19 protein-coding genes are annotated in these 19,751 nt (G+C 34.1%); 9 read left to right on the forward strand and 10 right to left on the reverse strand.

The annotated features are described in order from the left end of the window. Positions 1-61: 61 nt before the first annotated feature. From FLACHUCJ7_RS20015 to FLACHUCJ7_RS20030, 4 genes are all read right to left on the reverse strand, one after another. Positions 62-445: a DUF3037 domain-containing protein gene (locus tag FLACHUCJ7_RS20015; RefSeq protein ID WP_180910192.1), complete on the reverse strand. Its 384-nt coding sequence runs from the start codon at positions 443-445 to the stop codon at positions 62-64. Next, entirely contained in the window at positions 435-1,217 is a 783-nt protein-coding gene (locus tag FLACHUCJ7_RS20020) for a HipA family kinase (RefSeq protein ID WP_180910193.1), read from the reverse strand. The genes FLACHUCJ7_RS20015 and FLACHUCJ7_RS20020 overlap by 11 nt, the downstream gene beginning before the upstream one ends. Positions 1,218-1,420: 203 nt before the next feature. Then, entirely contained in the window at positions 1,421-2,467 is a 1,047-nt protein-coding gene (locus FLACHUCJ7_RS20025; RefSeq protein ID WP_078229828.1) for an RluA family pseudouridine synthase, read from the reverse strand. Then, positions 2,457-3,080 carry a PASTA domain-containing protein gene (locus FLACHUCJ7_RS20030; RefSeq protein ID WP_078229827.1) on the reverse strand — a complete coding sequence of 208 codons (624 nt, stop codon included), beginning with the start codon at positions 3,078-3,080 and terminating at the stop codon, positions 2,457-2,459. Before FLACHUCJ7_RS20030 ends, FLACHUCJ7_RS20025 begins: the two co-directional genes overlap by 11 nt. 365 nt (positions 3,081-3,445) lie before the next feature. Between FLACHUCJ7_RS20030 and FLACHUCJ7_RS20035 the strand changes: the two genes are divergently transcribed. The 5 genes from FLACHUCJ7_RS20035 to FLACHUCJ7_RS20055 all read left to right on the forward strand — a co-directional run bounded on the left by FLACHUCJ7_RS20035 (position 3,446) and on the right by FLACHUCJ7_RS20055 (position 7,116). Continuing rightward, complete coding sequence (locus FLACHUCJ7_RS20035; protein ID WP_180910194.1) at positions 3,446-4,417, forward strand: D-alanine--D-alanine ligase; 972 nt, start codon at positions 3,446-3,448, stop codon at positions 4,415-4,417. Positions 4,418-4,496: 79 nt separating this feature from the next. Then, positions 4,497-5,099, forward strand: a complete 603-nt coding sequence (locus FLACHUCJ7_RS20040; protein WP_180910195.1) for a zinc ribbon domain-containing protein — start codon at positions 4,497-4,499, stop codon at positions 5,097-5,099. Between the two features lie 59 nt (positions 5,100-5,158). Next, the gene (locus tag FLACHUCJ7_RS20045; protein ID WP_180910196.1) at positions 5,159-5,851 is read left to right on the forward strand and encodes a DUF421 domain-containing protein; all 693 of its coding nucleotides are present in this window, start codon (positions 5,159-5,161) and stop codon (positions 5,849-5,851) included. 100 nt (positions 5,852-5,951) lie between these two features. Further along, entirely contained in the window at positions 5,952-6,410 is a 459-nt protein-coding gene (gene coaD, locus FLACHUCJ7_RS20050; protein ID WP_078229823.1) for a pantetheine-phosphate adenylyltransferase, read from the forward strand. A 127-nt stretch (positions 6,411-6,537) separates the two neighbouring features. Beyond that, entirely contained in the window at positions 6,538-7,116 is a 579-nt protein-coding gene (locus FLACHUCJ7_RS20055) for a PhnA domain-containing protein (protein ID WP_078229822.1), read from the forward strand. Positions 7,117-7,203: 87 nt separating this feature from the next. Here the strand turns inward: FLACHUCJ7_RS20055 and FLACHUCJ7_RS20060 are convergent, their stop codons facing one another. Next, the gene (locus tag FLACHUCJ7_RS20060) at positions 7,204-7,758 is read right to left on the reverse strand and encodes a fasciclin domain-containing protein (RefSeq protein ID WP_180910197.1); all 555 of its coding nucleotides are present in this window, start codon (positions 7,756-7,758) and stop codon (positions 7,204-7,206) included. 211 nt (positions 7,759-7,969) lie between these two features. Here FLACHUCJ7_RS20060 and FLACHUCJ7_RS20065 point away from each other — a divergent pair, with 211 nt between their 5' ends. Both FLACHUCJ7_RS20065 and FLACHUCJ7_RS20070 read left to right on the forward strand, forming a co-directional pair. Then, a complete protein-coding gene (locus tag FLACHUCJ7_RS20065) occupies positions 7,970-8,491 on the forward strand; it encodes an ExbD/TolR family protein (protein WP_180910198.1) in 522 nt (173 codons plus the stop codon). A gap of 12 nt (positions 8,492-8,503) precedes the next feature. Further along, the gene (locus FLACHUCJ7_RS20070; protein ID WP_078229819.1) at positions 8,504-9,028 is read left to right on the forward strand and encodes an ExbD/TolR family protein; all 525 of its coding nucleotides are present in this window, start codon (positions 8,504-8,506) and stop codon (positions 9,026-9,028) included. 88 nt (positions 9,029-9,116) lie between these two features. On the opposite strand, the gene FLACHUCJ7_RS20075 is transcribed toward FLACHUCJ7_RS20070, so the two are convergent. The 3 genes from FLACHUCJ7_RS20075 to FLACHUCJ7_RS20085 form a co-directional block, all read right to left on the reverse strand. Beyond that, on the reverse strand, positions 9,117-11,582 hold the full coding sequence (locus FLACHUCJ7_RS20075; RefSeq protein WP_078229818.1) for a DUF7619 domain-containing protein: 2,466 nt from the start codon (positions 11,580-11,582) through the stop codon (positions 9,117-9,119). A gap of 130 nt (positions 11,583-11,712) precedes the next feature. Next, positions 11,713-13,491 carry a 30S ribosomal protein S1 gene (gene rpsA / locus FLACHUCJ7_RS20080; protein ID WP_180910199.1) on the reverse strand — a complete coding sequence of 593 codons (1,779 nt, stop codon included), beginning with the start codon at positions 13,489-13,491 and terminating at the stop codon, positions 11,713-11,715. Between the two features lie 369 nt (positions 13,492-13,860). Beyond that, the gene (locus FLACHUCJ7_RS20085; protein WP_180910200.1) at positions 13,861-15,333 is read right to left on the reverse strand and encodes an aminotransferase class V-fold PLP-dependent enzyme; all 1,473 of its coding nucleotides are present in this window, start codon (positions 15,331-15,333) and stop codon (positions 13,861-13,863) included. Between the two features lie 202 nt (positions 15,334-15,535). Here FLACHUCJ7_RS20085 and msrA point away from each other — a divergent pair, with 202 nt between their 5' ends. Both msrA and FLACHUCJ7_RS20095 read left to right on the forward strand, forming a co-directional pair. Further along, positions 15,536-16,069, forward strand: a complete 534-nt coding sequence (msrA, locus tag FLACHUCJ7_RS20090; protein ID WP_180910201.1) for a peptide-methionine (S)-S-oxide reductase MsrA — start codon at positions 15,536-15,538, stop codon at positions 16,067-16,069. Between the two features lie 8 nt (positions 16,070-16,077). Next, positions 16,078-17,646: a protein adenylyltransferase SelO gene (locus tag FLACHUCJ7_RS20095; protein ID WP_180910202.1), complete on the forward strand. Its 1,569-nt coding sequence runs from the start codon at positions 16,078-16,080 to the stop codon at positions 17,644-17,646. Between the two features lie 644 nt (positions 17,647-18,290). Here FLACHUCJ7_RS20095 and FLACHUCJ7_RS20100 read toward each other — a convergent pair. Beyond that, positions 18,291-19,259 carry a YpdA family putative bacillithiol disulfide reductase gene (locus tag FLACHUCJ7_RS20100; RefSeq protein ID WP_180910203.1) on the reverse strand — a complete coding sequence of 323 codons (969 nt, stop codon included), beginning with the start codon at positions 19,257-19,259 and terminating at the stop codon, positions 18,291-18,293. Positions 19,260-19,266: 7 nt separating this feature from the next. Beyond that, a complete protein-coding gene (locus tag FLACHUCJ7_RS20105) occupies positions 19,267-19,740 on the reverse strand; it encodes a CYTH domain-containing protein (protein WP_180910204.1) in 474 nt (157 codons plus the stop codon). Between the last annotated feature and the right edge of the window lie 11 nt (positions 19,741-19,751).

Below are 19,751 nucleotides of genomic sequence, written 5' to 3' on the forward strand. Positions count from 1 at the left end.
CATTGTATCAGACGGAAAATACCTCTTTGAAGAAAACGTTTGAACCTTTTAATCTCAAAAGCTAAAGAACCAAATCCTCGAACAAACGCTGAATCGTTTTTTCCAGATCCTCACACATTCCGGGATGTGGCCTTGAGGTTTGAATGGCAGAACTTCGAATCGCTGTCAGCCATCTAAAACGTGACGGAATATCCATTTCTCCAATGGGTCCGCCGTCTTTGTCACCTGTTGCAATTTTCTTAAGTGCTGTTATATTGCAGTGCAATTGTTCTACATCAAAATCATTCGAAAGGGCTTGTATTTTGGCATCATCAATATGTGACAATACTTTTATAAATTTGGCTTTTTTGCAAAACAAAATGATTCCAATATTCAGGAACTCTTCGCGCTCTACCCTTGGCACCACACGAATTACGGCGTACTCATATAAGTGATTATCTTGCATTTTGAGCCTGATTTACAAAGATTTCTGAATGATTTAATCGGGTCTGCAAAAATTGTAAATACACATTTCGCAAGGCTTCAGGTGTTTCATCTGTGTCTTCCCATTGCAGCCATTCCAGCGGAATCGTATTGACTATTTCTTCTACTATTTGCGGAGTTAAAAGTGCTCTGAATTCGACATCAACTTCTTTTAAAAGTGAAGCCTGAGGCAATAATACATGATCCTTAATTAATGCAAACGGACTTTTGGCATGCTGTTCCCAGTTATTCCAGGAATGATGAAAATACAAACACGCACCGTGATCGATCAGCCATAGTTCTTTATGCCAGATCAGCATATTGGTATTTTTAAAAGTACGGTCGACATTGGTAATATAAGCGTCCAGCCAAACAATTTGCGAAGCCAGCTTATCGTCAACGGTTGTTACGACCGGATCAAAAGTAATGGCGCCTGATAAAAAGTGAAGTGCCAGATTTAATCCCTGACTTCCCTGCAGTAAATCCTGAATCTCCTCATCGGCTTCGGTACGTCCAAAAGCTTCGTCAAGATTCGCGAAAACCAATTCTGGGAGCTGTAGTTTTAAGGCTTTTGCAATCTGCCCACCAATCAATTCGGCAATCAAAGCTTTTACACCGTGACCTGCCCCTTTAAATTTCAGGACATATTTAAAATCGTCATTAGCTTCTGCCAAAGCAGGCAAAGAACCTCCCTCGCGCAAAGGCGTGATATAACGCGTAACATTTACCGTTCTGAGATCGAAATTGTTTTTCATATAAGTACAATATATTTCATAAGCAGTATTTCCTATTCTACAAACTTAGTCTTTTAGATCATTAGATTTTTTATACTTAATCAAATTTTCGATTTCAAAATTCCCACAAAACGAATGAAAAGCATTAAAAAGCAAAAGCTCCATCAGGAGCTTTTAAAATATTAGAGTAAATTATAAAATTGACAAATTGCCACATTATCTAATTATTCCTCCACATCCTCAACATGATGTGATTTCGAATAATTACGCCATTTTTCAAGGCAATCCTGAAAGTCCTGCGGCAATTCGGTATCAAAACGCATCAGTTCTTTTGTATTCGGATGCACAAAACCAAGCGTTTTAGCATGTAAAGCCTGGCGTGGCAAAGCTTTAAAACAGTTTTCGATAAACTGTTTGTATTTGGTAAAAGTAGTTCCTTTTAAAATTAAATGACCTCCGTAACGTTCATCATTAAATAACGGATGCCCAATGTGCTTCATGTGCGCACGAATCTGATGCGTTCTACCTGTTTCCAGTTTACATGAAATCAAAGTCACATAACCAAAACGCTCCAGAACTTTATAATGTGTTATGGCAGGTTTTCCAATTTCAGGATCAGCAAAAACCGCCATTTGCATACGGTCTTTTAAATGTCTGGCCAAATTTCCTTCAATGGTTCCGCTTTCTTCAGCAACATTTCCCCAAACAAGAGCGACATATTCACGTTCCGTCGTTTTAGCTTCAAACTGTTTGGCCAAATGTGTCATGGCTGCTTCCGTTTTGGCTATAATCAAAAGTCCTGATGTATCCTTGTCAATTCTGTGAACCAGACCAGGGCGTTCACTGCTGTTCATTGGTAAATTTTCAAAATGAAATGCCAAAGCATTCACCAAAGTTCCTGTATAATTTCCATGTCCAGGATGCACTACCAATCCGGGTGGTTTATTGATAAGCAAAAGCGCCTCATCCTCATAAACGATATCCAACGGAATATCCTCCGGATCTACTCTGTTTTCAAACGGAGGATGCGATAACATCACCGTAATGATATCAAAAGGTTTTACTTTATAATTTGATTTTACCGGAATCTCATTAACAAAAACACTTCCTTCACTGGCAGCATTCTGAATTTTATTCCGGGTTGCATTCGGAATCATATTCATCAAATATTTGTCAATACGCAACAGCGCCTGACCTTTAGGCACATCAAACCTGAAATGTTCGAATAACTCGTCTTCCAGATCTAAATTTTCTTCACTATTATTGTTCATCAGCTGGGGTTTCTTCAATTGGCGCAGCAGTACTGTCTACTGCCTCACTTTCATCTACATAAGTTGCTTTTCCGTCACCTAAAACCAAATCAATTTTAGACGCTTTTAGTACACGATCACCTGCTTTCAGGTTTCTACCTTTATAACGAAGTTCCAAAACCATATCTTTTCCAAGGTTCGGGATATACGTAATCGTTCCTTCCTGAAGTCCTAAAGCTTTCAGTGTTGGAACTGCTTCACGATATGTTTTATCAATTAAATCCGGAATTCGAACAGACGAAAATCCCGATGCATTAATTTTTATATATATTTTTCTTCCTACTTTTACCATCGTTCCCGGCAATGGATCCTGCTCTACTACGCTAAATTTAGGAAACTCGCTTCTATAATCAACACTATCCAAAAGCACATAATCCAGATCCAGCTCATCCAGTTTTTCTTCTACTTGTTCTTCCGTTAGTTTAGCTAAATTCGGAACTGTAATTTCATGTCCATGATCTGTTGTAAACGTTAGCCAATGCATAAACAAATAACCCAGAACCGCAATAATAGCAGCTGCACCCAACACTTGTAAAAAAAACACACGGCTCGTTAAATACTTACGTAAACTCATAAATTTATTTTTAGATGAACGCAAAGATAAAGCTATTTCGTTTGAAAAAAAATGATAATTTTGTTTTAAGCAAGAAAGTAACACGATGTTATTAATGTTGAAAACAAAGATTATTGGAATTTCAATTTTCAGAAGCTGTTTCCTGCTGTCCGCTGTATCTTTTGCGCCGAACCCCGGCACAAAAGGATGCCGCTACCATCAGGGCTAGGGCTTTTGGTTTCATAAGAGCATTTTCGTCACTATTATTGACAAAAAAGAAATTGTAAAACATGACACGAGGCTTTAGCCGAATTGGCGTAGCAAACAAAGAAAACCTGAAACCTCAAACAAAGAAAATTAACGATTAAACACATAAACACCAAAAAATGAAAAACATAGCCATCATCATGGGCGGATATTCAAGCGAATATAAAATCTCTCTAATCAGCGGAAACGTAGTAAAACAATACCTTGACAAAACAAAATACAACGGATTCCGAATTCATATTTTCAAAGAAAAATGGGTTTATGTAGACGAAAATGATGCTGAATTCCCAATTGACAGAAACGATTTTTCCGTAACCGTAAACGGCGGGAAAATCAAATTTGACTGTGTTTTCAACGCTATTCACGGTTCTCCGGGCGAAGACGGACTCATGCAGGCATATTTCGAATTGTTAGGGATGCCACAAACTTCCTGCGATTATTATCAGGCAGCTGTAACCTTCAATAAACGTGATTTATTATCCGTTCTAAAACCATACGGAATCAAAACAGCCATCTCTTATTACCTAAATAAAGGAGACGAAATCAATACAGCCGAAATCGTAAAAAAAGTAGGTTTGCCTTGCTTCGTAAAACCAAACAAAGCAGGTTCAAGTTTCGGTATTTCAAAAGTAAAAACCGAAGCTGAATTGCCAATCGCTATTGAAGTAGCCTACAAAGAAGACAACGAAATCATCATCGAAAGTTTCCTTGACGGAACTGAGGTTTCTGTTGGCGTTATCAATTACAAAGGAGAAATCATCGTTTTGCCAATTACCGAAATCGTATCAGACAATGATTTCTTTGATTACGAAGCCAAATACGAAGGAAAATCTCAGGAAATCACACCAGCGAGAATTTCAGATGAACTAACACAAAAAATAGGCGAAACCGCCAAACGAGCTTACGAAGTGTTGAAAATGAAAGGGTTCTCAAGAAGCGAATTCATTATCGTAAACAACGAACCGCACATGCTGGAAATGAACACCATTCCGGGATTAACAACAGAAAGCTTAATTCCTCAGCAAGCCAAAGCAGCCGGAATTTCTTTGGAGGATTTGTTTACGAATGCTATTGAGCTGGCTTTAGCGTAAGCTTGTCAAGATATTAGAGGTGCTGAAATTTTAGAATCTCAGCACCTCATTTTTTTAATAAAATGTCACACATTAATTTATGATGATTTTAGTTGGAACACGGGATTCAAACATAAAAAACGGAATAATTTTAAACGAAAAATGTCCAAAATGTAACGAAGAAAACACATTGCATTTTAGTATTTACAGAAAATATATTTCTCTTACCTTAGTTCCTTTGTTTCCGGTTGGTAAAACGGTTTTTATTAATTGTAATCATTGCGATGAAAATTTTGATTACGAAGATTTAACTGAAAGTATTCAACTAAAACTGAGAAATGAAAAATTAGATGCTACACCCTGGATGTTTTTGGGTTCCATTATTTTAATTGCATTCATTATTTTTTCAATCAGTAATTATTTTGAAGAAAAGGACGAGACCAGTATTCTAATAAAAAATCCAATTGAGGGAGACGTTTATAATTTAAAGTTCTCTAACGGTTATTATTCGAACATGAGAATTGACAAAGTAACCAAAGACAGCATTTATACTACCCATAATGATTTTGAGGCCTATATGCCATACGAAATCGATGATTTGGATAAACCAGAAAATTTTTCAGATCAAAAAGTGTATTATTCCAGAAAAGATATTTTAAAACTTTATCAGGAAGATGAAATAATAAAAATAAGGCGAAAATAATAGTTTAATTTTCCAATAAAAACTCAGTAACTTAGTTCATCAGAACAGCACCTCAACAAATGAAAGAAATCTTTGAATGGAACAGAGTCTTATTTAACGAACTGCCGGGAGTTTTCCTTCTGGAAGTAATCTTTCGTTCAGCCGTAATGTTTACGGTTTTATTACTGACTTTAAAACTAGCCGGAAAAAGAGGCGTAAAACAATTGTCGATTTTCGAAACCGTAATTGTAATTGCTTTAGGCTCTGCAGCGGGAGATCCGATGTTTTATGAAGATGTCGGGATTGTACCGGCTATTATTGTTTTTGCCGTTATTATGATTTTGTATCGGACTTTAACCTGGCTGACCGGAAAAAGCAAAAAATTTGAAGAATTTATTGAAGGTAAAACTGAGTGCCTTATTAGTGATGGGAAATTTTCTGTAACCAGTTTTAGAAAAGAGACATTGGCCCAGGATGAATTTTTCTCTGAACTTCGTGTGAAATCAATTGAACATCTGGGACAGGTTAAACACGCTTTTATAGAACCCAGCGGTGAAATAAGTGTCTTTTTTTACGAAGATAAAGAAGTAGGATACGGATTGCCGATCTTACCCGCTTTATTTACTGAAAAAAACAAAATTATTCCAAAAGAAGGAACTTACTCCTGCAGTTTCTGTGGACATACTGAAAAACAAAAACCAGGAACTGCAAAATGCAAAATCTGTCAAAAGGACGAATGGGTTGCTTCAATAAATACGTTGCGAATAACCTAGATTCAATATCAATTTCAAAAATCAATTTCAATATCAAACTCAAAATTCAATAAAAAAATTGGGCTCTGTTTGCCGAAACCTGAATTTCAAAAATAAAAAAATGAGAAAAGCTATATTTCCGGGATCGTTTGATCCTATTACTCTTGGACACGAAGACATTATTAAAAGAGGAATTCCATTGTTTGATGAAATTGTAATTGCAATTGGTGTGAATGCCGAAAAAAAATATATGTTTTCACTTGAAGAAAGAAAACGTTTCATTGAAGAAACTTTCAAAGATGAGCCAAAGATTTCTGTAATTACTTACGAAGGTTTAACAATAGATTTATGTCATAAACTAAAAGCAAATTTTATTTTAAGAGGATTGCGGAACCCGGCCGATTTCGAATTCGAGAAAGCAATCGCCCACACCAACAGACGTTTATCTAAAATTGAAACCATCTTTTTACTTACTGCTGCACAAACTTCCTTTATCAGTTCAAGTATTGTTCGTGATGTATTACGTAATAACGGTAAATATGAAATGCTGGTTCCGGATGCGGTCAGGATTAAGAAATAATTTCAATATGCAGTAAGTTTACTTTTGTTAGTGTTATTGCTTCGTTCCTGGCAATGACAAACAAAATATAAATTTGTAAACCATACAAATTAAAACTAATTTCGCCTTCTCAAACAAACACCAAACAATGAGCATCGAAAGAGAATTAAATAAACGCAGCGGATCTAAATGTGAACTTTGCGGAGCCCAAGAAAACTTAAAAGTATATACCGTTTTACCCACTCAAAAAGGCGGTATTGATGAAGCTGTATTAGCCTGTAGCACTTGTATTGACCAAATTGAAAATCCGGATAATGTCGATTTAAATCACTGGAGGTGTTTAAACGACAGCATGTGGAATGAAAATATTGCTGTTCAAGTCGTAGCCTGGAGAATGTTAAGCCGTATGCGTTCAGCTGGCTGGCCACAGGAACTGCTTGATATGATGTATTTAGACGAAGATACACTTGCATGGGCAAAAGCAACCGGTGAAGGCGAAGATGACGAAAACAAGATTATTCACCGTGACAGTAACGGTGTTATTTTAGAACATGGAGATTCTGTAGTTTTAATCAAAGATTTAAAAGTAAAAGGATCAAGTATGGTGGCCAAACAAGGAACTGCTGTTCGTAACATTCGTTTAGACCATGAAAATGCAGAATATATCGAAGGAAAAGTCGATGGTCAGCAAATTGTAATCATTACCCAATACGTTAAAAAGATATAACTAAAAAAAGTCACCCTTTTATTGTATTAACAAAAGGGTGATTTAAAAATTTGTAAAAAATCTATTTAATTAACCTTATTATAGTTTTTACATTTTTGGCAACAATACAGTATCTACTACATGTATTACACCATTTGACTGATTAACATCTGCAATGGTAACTTTCGATTTATTTCCGCTTTCATCAGAAATATACAAATCTTTCCCGTCCATCCAGGCAGTTAAAGTTCCGCCGCTAACTGTTTTAAGAGTTGCTTTTCCTTTACCCATTTTTATTGCTTTTGCAATATCCGAAGCATTCATTTTTCCTGCTACAACATGATACGTCAGGATAGTTTGTAATGTTTTGATGTTTTCAGGTTTCAATAATGTTTGAACAGTTCCTTCAGGCAGTTTGTCAAAGGCTTTGTTTGTAGGCGCAAAAACGGTAAAAGAACCTTTGCTTTGTAATGTTTCTACTAATCCCGCTGCTTTTACTGCAGCTACCAAAGTAGTGTGATCTTTTGAGTTCACCGCATTTTCAATAATATTTTTATTTGGATACATTGCTGCTCCGCCTACCATTACTGTTTTTTGAGCATTTGATGTAAATGCAAATCCTAAAGCTAAAACTGCTGTTGCTAAAAATTTTCTAGTTTTCATAATGAATGTTTTAAGTTATAAGGTCATTTACGGAGATAAACCCATTTTGGTTTTCAAAAGAAAAATACCTGATAACAAAAAATGCAAAATACCAGCAGTAAGCCTTGTAAACAAGGCATTAATAAATTATTTTGTTTTTTATTAAATTTCTAAAGATGCATCATTTTTATATTCATTTTATTATTAACTTTAGAATCAAAACATATCATTTATGGAAAATATGCCTAAAAAAGTCAGAAGCCGAAAACTAAATACCAAAGTTGATTTAACCGCTATGGTTAGTATTTCTTTTTTACTGATTATATTTTTTATGGTTGCAGCTGAATTAAGGAAACCAAAAATAATGGATTTAGGTTTGCCTGATTATGATGCAGATATATCCAGATTTGGTTGTGGTGCCGGTTTACCAAATCGCACTTTAACTGTTTTACTTGATGATAAAAATAAAATTATATCCTATTTTGGTCTGCTAGGTTTTTCTCATGAACCACCAAAAAAATTAAACTATGGCAAAGAAGGTATTCGAAAAGAGTTAGTAACTAAAACTAAACAAATTCAGGAATACACTGGAGACTACAGAAAAAGCATCATAGTAATCATAAAGCCCAGTAAAAAATCTAATTACGGAAACTTAGTAGATATTTTGGATGAAATGGCAATAACGAAAATTGATACTTATGTAATCGTAAATGATTACACTCCGGAAGAAACAAAACTATTAGCATCCAACTAAATTCTTAAAACTATGGAAATTAATAGAAAAGTCAGAAGCAAAAAACTAAATACAAGAGTTGATTTAACAGCAATGGTCAGCGTTTCATTTTTACTAATTGTATTCTTTATGGTTACAACTGAATTGGCCAAACCGAAAATTATGGACTTAGATTTTCCTGATCACGGATGTTGTGACTGTCGACCTTATAGGGATCATGGAGAAAATAGATCTCTAACTATTTTATTAGGCGAAAATAACAAGCTAATATATTTTGTAGGTCTTTTAGATAACCCAATAAAGAAGCCTCAAAAAATTGCATATGGAAAAGAAGGAATACGTAAAGAGTTATTAATTAGAAATAAATTTCTATTAGACCATTCTGCAAAAGCAGGTAAATTAGGAAGAGGAATCACAGTAATAATAAAACCCAGCAAAAAATCTAATTACGGGAATCTGGTTGATATCCTTGACGAAATGAATATTACCGGAATAAATAATTATTCGATTATTGATGATTTTATGCCAAAAGAGACTGAATTATTAGCTGCTAATTAATTTATTTATTCTAAAAAAAATTATCTAAAATTAAAACAATAAAAAAGTCCTACACTGCGTAGGACTTTCTATTTAATGAAATATTCTTTTATTTCTTTATAAACTTCATACTCGAACTTCCTTTATCTGATTTAACTTTTATAAAGTAATTCCCCGTTCTAAGCTTAGAAACATCAATATTAGAAACTGATTTTGCATTTGGAACAGCAATTACCAATTGCCCCAAAATATCGTAAATCTCTAATGATTGTAGTTCTATATCCTGTTTAGCATTAATATTCAAAACATCATTTACAGGATTTGGATATAAGGAAAAGTAATTAGAAAATTCAAAATCAGGATTACTTAAAGTCGTTTGAAATTTTGATGTGGCTTTATTGGTCAGTATCGGGAAATTATAATCAAAATAAATATTAGCCTCGTTAGCAAATGTATCTCCAACTTTTAACGTTGGCTTAGTTTTGATTTTAAAAGCAACATAACCGTCATTATTAGCATCATCAAAAGGAAGATTGATGTTTTCGAATATAAATTCTACTTTATTACCTTCTGAAATTTTAGTTACAAAAGAATGGTTTGAACTGGTTGGAATTAAACTTGAAATATCAAATTTTGATAAATCAATCATATCTTTTACGACGATATTTTGTGCAGCATACGTTCCTGTATTCTCAAAGCGGATCATGTAATGTACATACTCACCTATTAAACTTGGCGTAATAACCGAACCTTCTAAACAGGTTTTGTCATTTGGATCGTAAGAACCAACTACTGTTTGGTTCAAAGTAAATGTATTGTCATTTGGGGTTTCGTCCGTTTCTTGTGAGGCAATCGTTGTTTTTAATTTTAAAATATCCCCATTATTCGCAGCTGGATTATCAGTTGGTTTATTCACTTTTAATGTAAATATAATTTCTCTGAGTTCAAATGGTTTTAAATCACTAAAATTCCATGATAAATTACTTAATGTTTGAGTTGTAATTACTGAAGTGGAAGAAATAAAATCTAAAAGGTCATCATTAAAATTTACATTTATATTTCCTGATTCAGTTGTATTTCCTTTATTTTTATAGACAATTTTATACTTCGATTCAAACCCTGGTCTTGCTGGATGTAGTGGAATTAAAGTAACTTCTAAATCTGAATGAATACCATTGGGAGTAAAACAAAAATCTTGAATAAAGGGGCTGGTTTGTGTTGGAAATGTAACTGAAGCATTTGTTGGGGAAACTAAAAAATAGCTAGGATTTTCTAAAACAGGAGTTATAATATAAGTATTTTCCTTTAAAGGAATACTCAATGATCCCGTACCGTCAGAAACTACACTTCCTGTATTATTAACTTCTTTAATATCATATTTCATGTTGCGATAAACATTATCGAGTAAATCACATCCATTTTTATCACTATCAATCTTAGCAATACATTTAATTTCATAACTTGTTCCACCCGGCTTAAAACTACAATAGGAATTAATTTCAACAGAAGACAAAGGCAATTCACTACCCTGAACTCTAGATTTGAAAAAATCATATTGATCATTTTCAACACAAATGTATTTTAAATTAGGATTAAGGTGAAAAAAAATATCTGGTGATTTCCATTCATAGCCATTTTTTACTATTAAACTAGTCAAATTGTTGCTCCAACAATGTAATAATGTTAAGTATTTCTTGTCCGATACATCTAAAACTCCACTTAATTTATTACGAGAACAACTAAGTTTTTTAAGTTTAGTACAGCTAGATAAATCTAAACTAGTAATTTCATTATAGGAACAATTCAATTCTTCCAGATTATTTAATCCTGATAACTCAAGTTTTGATATGTAATAAGGTGTAGTTTGATATACATCTGAACCACAATTTAATACCTTTAACGATGGTAGGTTTTTCAACGACAGATTCTTTAATATAGTTCCTTTAATTAAAAAATTTTCCAATTTATTCAAGCCTGCTACGGATAAGCTTTTCAGACCGGTTCCATCTAATATAAAATCTTTTAGATTAATGCATGGTGATAAATCCAAAGCAGATTTAATTCCTAGGCTACAATTCAAATATTCTAAGTTTGTTAAACCTGTAAGGTCAATGGAATCAAAATTAGTTCTTTGACAGCTTAGTTTCTTAAGATTTTTCAATCCTGCAACATTTAAACTCTCCATGTAGTTCTCATCACAATTCAACTCTTGAAGATTTTCTAATTGCGTAACATCAAGATACCTAACATTACAATCCCTACAATTTAAATAGGTTAAATTCGTAAAAGCTTCAATACCATTCATTCTACCATATGTAAAAAAAACTTCTCCTTTATACAAATCATCGATATTGAGTTGATAAACATTTAGTGCCTCGGTAACCTGTATCTCTCCATCACCATTTATATCAACCTTGATATTTTTTCCATTTTTATCTTTTGCTATACTTGAATTTGTAGATGTTTTATATACCAATATATCCTTAAACTCCTGACTATAACTAAAAAAAACATTTTGAGCATTTCCATTAAAACACATTAATAATATCAAAACCAAAAAGTAAATTTTCTTCATATATATAAATTTTCACACAAAAGTAACTTTTCAAAACAATAACACAACTTTATTTGTTAAAAAAAGAAATTATAAAAACAAAAAAAGTCCCACATCACTGTGGGACCTTCTATTTATAAAAATCTAAGAATTATTTTTTCTCAGTTTTTTCCATTTTAGCTTTCAATGCAGCTAATACATCATTGTTATCTCCTAAAGTTGCAGCTGGTGCGTTTGTAGAAGAGTTTGATGAAGTATTTTCAGTTGCAGCTTTCACGTTTTTCTCTTCTTCTTCACGGAAGATAGCAGTGTGAGAAGCAACTACTCTTTTGAATTCTTTATTGAATTCGATTACTTTGAAATCAGCAGTATCACCTTTTTTCAATTTCTTTCCGTCTTCTTTTTCAAGGTGACGAGTAGGAATGAAAGCAACGATATCATCTCCGAATTCTACAGTAGCTCCTTTGTCAACGATTTCAGAAATTTCACCATTGTGGATAGTTCCTACAGCGAAAGAATCTTCGTATTGATCCCAAGGATTAGCAGTAGTTTGTTTGTGACCTAAAGATAATTTACGTCCATCAACATCTAATTCTAATACAACTACATCAAGTTTCTCACCAACATTTACAAATTCAGATGGGTGTTTGATTTTCTTAGTCCAAGAAAGGTCAGAAATGTAGATTAATCCATCAATTCCTTCTTCTAATTCTACGAAAATACCAAAGTTTGTAAAGTTTCTAACGATACCTGTATGTTTAGAACCTACTGGATATTTAGAAGTAATGTCAGTCCATGGATCCTGAGTCAATTGTTTGATACCTAATGACATCTTACGATCGTCTCTGTCTAAAGTTAAGATAACTGCCTCAACAACATCTCCAACTTTCACGAAGTCCTGAGCAGAACGTAAGTGAGTAGACCATGACATTTCAGAAACGTGGATTAAACCTTCAACACCTTCAGCAACTTCGATAAATGCACCGTAATCAGCGATTACAACTACTTTACCTTTTACTTTATCACCAATAGTTAAATTAGCATCTAAAGCATCCCATGGGTGAGCGTTTAATTGTTTCAATCCTAATTGAATTCTTGTTTTCTCATCATCGAAATCAAGGATTACAACGTTTAATTTTTGGTCTAATTCAAGAACTTCACTTGGGTGGTTGATTCTGCTCCAAGAAAGGTCAGTAATGTGAATTAATCCGTCAACACCACCTAAGTCAATGAACACACCATAAGAAGTAATGTTTTTAACAACACCTTCTAATACTTGTCCTTTTTGTAATTGACCGATGATTTCTTTTTTCTGTACTTCAATATCAGCCTCGATAAGCGCTTTGTGAGATACAACAACGTTTTTGAATTCGTGGTTGATTTTTACCACTTTGAATTCCATCATTTTGTTTACATATACATCGTAGTCTCTAATTGGCTTAACATCAATTTGAGATCCTGGTAAGAACGCCTCGATACCGAATACGTCAACGATCATACCTCCTTTAGTTCTACATTTAACAAAACCGTTAACGATTTCTCCAGTTTCATTAGCTGCAATAACTCTATCCCAAGATTTGATAGTACGTGCTTTTCTGTGAGATAATACTAATTGACCAGTTTTGTCCTCACGGATGTCGATTAATACTTCAACTTTGTCACCTACTTTTAAGTTTGGGTTGTAACGGAATTCGTTTAAAGAAATAACACCTTCAGATTTAGCATTGATATCAACGATAACGTCTCTATCTGTAATTCTAACAACAACACCTTCAACTACTTCTTCCTGATCTGTAGCGATGAAAGTTTTTGATACTAGTTCTTCAAACTCTTGTAAGTTTTTCTCATCTACTGCATCGATTCCTTCTTGGAAGTTATGCCAGTTAAAATTTGCTAAAAACTCTTCTTGTGATTTTAATTGTTCAGACATGCTGATAAAAAATTTGTATTCTGTTTCCCTCGAGTTTCATAAAGCAGTAGAAAAAACAGAAGTTGTTTTACATAAATAGTTGATTCCTAATGGAAACTCTTCTCTGCCAAAAGGACTGCAAAAATAATACATTTATTTGTAACAGCCAACTAAAACCCGCATGATTATCAGTTAATGGGTCAGAAGCAGACGTTTTTAGGGTTTTCAAGACCAAAAGTCCCGCTTTCGCTCTTATCTTTTATGGCGAACCCCGCCATAAAAGGATAACCGCTCTATCGGGGCTAGGTTAGAAATTTATCATTTCATAACAACAACAAACCCGACAGATTAAAAACCTGTCGGGTTTGTATAAAATTTTATTTTTCAGACTTAAGCCCTAAACCAGCCAGCCACTAATTCATCCTCAAAAGAATTAGCATTTTTGTGGATAAACTCATTTGTATTTTTATCATACAAATAATCTAGTTTCCAGTTTTCATGGTTTTTAGCCAAGTCTTTGATGCTTTCACAAACAAAAGCAATTTCTTCATTCGTTGTCGTTGGGTGAATCGACATTCTGATCCATCCCGGTTTTTTGATTAAATCACCAATCGTAATTTCATCAACCAGTTTATTGGAAGTTTCCTGATCAACATGCAGTAAAAAATGCCCGTAGGTTCCTGCACAGCTGCATCCCCCTCTGGTTTGAATTCCGAATTTATCATTCAGTAATTTTACACCTAAATTAAAATGCAAATCATCTATAAAAAACGAAATAACGCCCAAACGCTCCTGATGATGTCCTGCCAGAATTTTAATATTCGAAACAGGATTCAATTCGTTAAAAACAAAATCTACAATCTCATGCTCACGTTTCAGGATGTTTTCAATTCCCATTTCTTCCTTCAGCTGAATCGCAAGCGCCGTTTTAATCACTTGTAGAAACCCTGGAGTTCCACCATCTTCACGGTCTTCAATATTATCGATATATTTATGTTCTCCCCACGGATTTGTCCAGCTAACAGTTCCTCCGCCTGGACAATCCGGAATCATATTATTGTATAATTTTTTATTAAAAATCAAAACTCCTGAAGTCCCGGGACCTCCCAAAAATTTATGTGGCGAAAAGAAAATCGCATCCAGATAGGCTTCCGGATCTTCAGGATGCATGTCAATCTGCACATATGGTCCTGAACAGGCAAAATCGACAAAACAAACCCCATTGTACTGATGCATTAATTTTGCCACTTCATGAAAAGGGGTCTTTAATCCGGTTACGTTTGAACATGCCGTAATTGAGGCAATTTTGATTGTTCTGTCTTTATATTTTTCTAATAATTCTTTTAAATTATCCAGACTAAAAAGCCCTTTTTCAGTTTCAGAACACGGAATAATTTCAACATCTGCAATCGTTTCCAGCCAAGAAGTCTGATTAGAATGGTGCTCCATATGCGAAATAAAAACAATTGGCTTTTTCTCAGCCGGAATGACGGTAAAAGCTTTCAGGTTTTCAGGAATCTTTAACCCTAAAATTCGTTGAAACTTATTGATAACACCTGTCATTCCGGTACCATCTGTAATCAAAACATCATCAGGACTGGCATTTGTATGACGCTTGATAATATGTCTGGCATGATGATATGCTTTTGTCATGGCAGTACCTGACACAGTCGTTTCTGTGTGAGTATTAGCCACAAAAGGCCCAAATTCGTTTAGAAGTTTCTCTTCAATAGGGCGATAAAGCCTTCCGCTGGCCGTCCAATCTGTATAAATAATTTGTTTTTTCCCGTATGGAGAAGTAAACTCCTGATTAATTCCAATAATATTTTTTCGAAAATTATTAAAATACGCTTCTAAAGTCATGGTATTATTTTTGCGGTACTTGGATGTACTTTTTATTTGACAGCAAATATATTGTTTTTTACCAAAATTGCAGATTTATCAATAATAAACTTCAAATCAAAATTATATCTTTAATATTTTTAATAAAATCGCCTTTTTACAAACAATTTATTAATTTACCCTACATAACTAATAGGTTAAATCGATAACTAAAAAATAATAAATGAAAAATTTATCCGTAGCAACCTTTGGTGGTGGCTGTTTTTGGTGTATTGAAGCAGTAATCCAGCGTTTAAAAGGAATTGAAACCTTAAAATCCGGTTATTCTGATGGTCAGATTAAAAATCCGGCATACAGAGAAGTCTGTACCGGCAGAACCGGACATGCAGAAGTGATACAGGTTGTTTTTAATCCTGACATAATTTCATATCATGACTTAATTACCATTTTCATGACAAGTCATGATCCCACAACTCTTAATCGTCAGGGTGCCGATCAGGGAACACAATATCGTTCTATTATTTTATATCATGATGAAACACAGAAAACAATTGCTGAACAGGTTTTCAATGAATTAAAATCTGTTTTTACGGATCCAATTGTAACGCAACTAAAACCTTTTCAGGTGTTTTATGAAGCCGAAGAAGATCATCAGAATTATTATAATGACAACCCCGAAGCAGGTTATTGCCGAATGGTTATCGATCCTAAAGTGTACAAATTAAAAAAAATGTACGCTGATAAATTAAAAGATTGAAAATTAAAATGAAAAATTTAAAAATACATAATCGTTTTACAACTGAATTACCGGCTGACCCTAATGAAAACAACGAAATCCGCCAAGTTTCACAAGCCGTTTTTTCTTATGTAAGCCCAACAAAACCCTCGAATCCTAAACTGATTCATGCTTCAGAAGAAGTTGCGGAATTGGTTGGAATCTCAAAAGATGAAATTCAGTCAGAACAATTTGTAACTATTTTTTCCGGTAAAGAAATTCTGCCGGAAACGAAACCTTATGCTATGTGTTATGCGGGACATCAATTTGGCAACTGGGCCGGACAATTAGGCGATGGCCGGGCGATTAATTTAACCGAAGTTGAACATAATAATCAATATTTTACTTTACAACTAAAAGGAGCAGGAAAAACACCGTATTCCAGAACAGCAGATGGTTTAGCGGTTTTACGCTCTTCAATCCGTGAATATTTATGTGCCGAAGCGATGCATTATTTAGGCGTTCCCACTACCCGATCACTTTCTTTAATACTTTCAGGCGATCAGGTACTTCGGGATATTTTGTACAACGGAAATCCTGCTTACGAAAAAGGAGCTATTGTATGCCGTGTCGCACCATCATTCATACGTTTTGGAAGTTTTGAAATGCTTACTGCCCGAAATGAACTAAAAAACCTGAAACAATTTGTAGAATATAACATCAAACATTATTTCCCTGAAATTACAGGCGAACCAAAAGAACAATATTTACAGTTTTTTAAAACCGTAGCTGATACAACCAGAGAAATGATTCTGCATTGGCAGCGTGTAGGCTTTGTTCATGGCGTGATGAACACCGATAATATGTCGATTCACGGAATAACAATTGATTACGGGCCTTATGGCTGGCTGGAAAATTACGATCCAAACTGGACACCTAATACAACCGACAGCCAAAACAGAAGATATCGTTTTGGAAACCAACCTCAGATTGCTCAATGGAATTTATTTCAATTAGCGAATGCGCTTTATCCTTTAATCAATGAAGCCGAGCCTTTGGAAAAAATATTAGAATCATTTATAACTGATTTTGATTCCGATTATAAAAAAATGATTTTAGGAAAATTAGGCATCATTTCCCAAGCGGATAACGATGATGAATTTATAGCCTATCTGGAGTCAAATCTGCTATTATCTGAAACGGATATGACTATTTTTTATCGTAATCTGAATAAAATTAGAAAAAGTGATTCGGCAGAAAAAGCACTGCAGTCTATTGAAGATGCCTTTTACAAACCAGAAGAAATAAAAGAAACCATTAAAAACAACTGGCTATTATGGTTTACCGATTATCTGGAACGCCTGAACTTAGAACACACTTCAGATGAAGAACGAATTGTACTTCAAAATTCAGTTAACCCAAAGTATGTACTGCGAAACTACATGGCGCAATTGGCTATTGACGAGGCTGACAAGGAAGATTATTCGCTAATTTCAGAATTATATGAATTACTAAAAAAACCTTATAACGAACAGCCTGAATTCGAAAAATGGTTTGCAAAACGACCAGACTGGGCGAGGTCAAAAGTAGGATGTTCTATGCTTTCGTGCAGTTCTTAGTTATTAGCAATATTATCGCAGAAATAGCGAATTAGAAAAATTTTGATGAAGTCAAAACTTAGTATAACTGAATTTAGAAACAGATTAAAAGACAATACAAAAATTGGCAGATCTGATATACAATTATCACTTGGAATATTCTCGATCTTTTTTCTAAGCTCAAAAATTTTTTATGGAGAGTTTGATCATTCAACTTTTCGACTCACAATAAATTATAATTTTACTTCAGGTTTTTACATCATAAAGGGTAAATATCAAAACATTGACAACAAACTAAAGCTAAATTATATTATTGAACCTATGAGCAGAATAGGAATTATTTGGATAAAATGTTTTCCATTTGTTGCTCTGATTGGTTTTAATTGCTTTTACTTTTTTAATTTAAAAAACGTACCAAATGAAATAAACATACTTTTTAATTCATTCATCGCGTTTATCATATTCTTTTCGCGATGGGACATAAAAAGGAAAAAGAAAAATTTGGAACAAAAATTCATTGAAATATTCGAAATAAATGAATAATAAAAACACAACTACCAACAATCGTTTTTTAAAACCCTAAATGTCAGTTTGAGCGGAGTCGAGAACCTTTAATCTTTGAAGCATTTCGACTCCGCTCAATGTGACAATTGTAATTAAAACTTTTATTTTGAAGTAATATAATCCACAATCATAGTGGCATGGATACGTGAATTTTCTATAAACCATTTATGCGTCTGCATGCCGCCGCAAACCACACCTGCCAAAAATAATCCTTCAACATTCGTTTCCATCGTTTCAGCATTATAAGTTGGTATTTTCAATTCATCTTTGGATAACTCAATGCCCATTTTTTCAAGGAAAGACAAATCAGGTTTATAGCCCGTTAATGCTAAAACAAAGTCATTATTAATCGTTATTTTACCATTTGGAGTTTCTACTTCTACTTCGTTCTCCCTGATTTCAGTAATATTCGATTCAAAATACGCTTTAATACTTCCTTCATCGATTCGGTTTTCAATATCAGGCTTTACCCAGTATTTTACTCTATTATTGATTTCGGTTTTGCGAATTACCATCGTTACATTCGCTCCTTTTCGCCAGCATTCCAAAGCGGCATCCACAGAGGAATTATTTGCTCCCACAACAAGAATATCCCTAAAAGCATATTCATGCGCTTCTTTGTAATAATGACGAACTTTAGGTAACTCTTCACCTTTTACATTCATTTCGATTGGAATATCATAAAACCCTGTTGCGATAACTACATTTTTGGTTTCGTAAAGACTTTTATCTGTTGTGATTTTAAAAATATGATTTTCAAGTCTCTGAACTTCTGTGACCTTTTCGAATAAATTAATATTGAAATTAAAATAACGGTGAATATTTCTATAATATTCCAAAGCCTCCTGACGACCCGGTTTGGGAGCCAGACAGTTGAAAGGAATATTGCCTATTTCAAGCCTTTCCGCAGTAGAAAAAAACGTCATATACAAAGGATAATTGAAAATACTGTTTACAATTGCCCCTTTCTCGATAATCAGGTAATTCAGGTTTTTCTTTTGAGCTTCAATTGCACATGCAAGCCCGATTGGACCTCCTCCCACAATAATCAGATCGTATGGATATGTCATAAAATTGTTATTTTTGCCAGTCTTTAAAAGGATTTTTGCTTAAATAAGCATTGTAGTATCTTTCATCATTTGTAACCTCATCACCCAGCCAATCCGGTTTTTCAAAAGTTTCCGTTTCAGATTCCAATTCTACTTCTGCCATTACCAAACCTTCATTTTCTCCATAAAATTCATCCACTTCAAAAACATGTTTGCCTGATTGTATTTCAAAACGTGTTTTTTCAATCTTTCCCTTCTCACATAATTTAAGCAATTCCTGTGCTTCGTCTAACGGAATTTCATTCTCCCACTCAAAACGCGTCATTCCGCCATGCTGACCGATTCCTTTTATCGTAATGAATCCTTTTTCGCCTTTAATTCGAACGCGGACAGTTCTTTCAGGAAGCGAACTCAAATAGCCCTGAGCGATTTTGTTTTGGACGAAAGCCTGTGCCTTAAATTTGTCTGATTTTACAAGAAACTTTCTTTCAATCTCAACCATTAGTTCTGCAA

It is taken from the genome of Flavobacterium salmonis (assembly GCF_903819435.1).
GTDB lineage: Bacteria > Bacteroidota > Bacteroidia > Flavobacteriales > Flavobacteriaceae > Flavobacterium > Flavobacterium chungangense.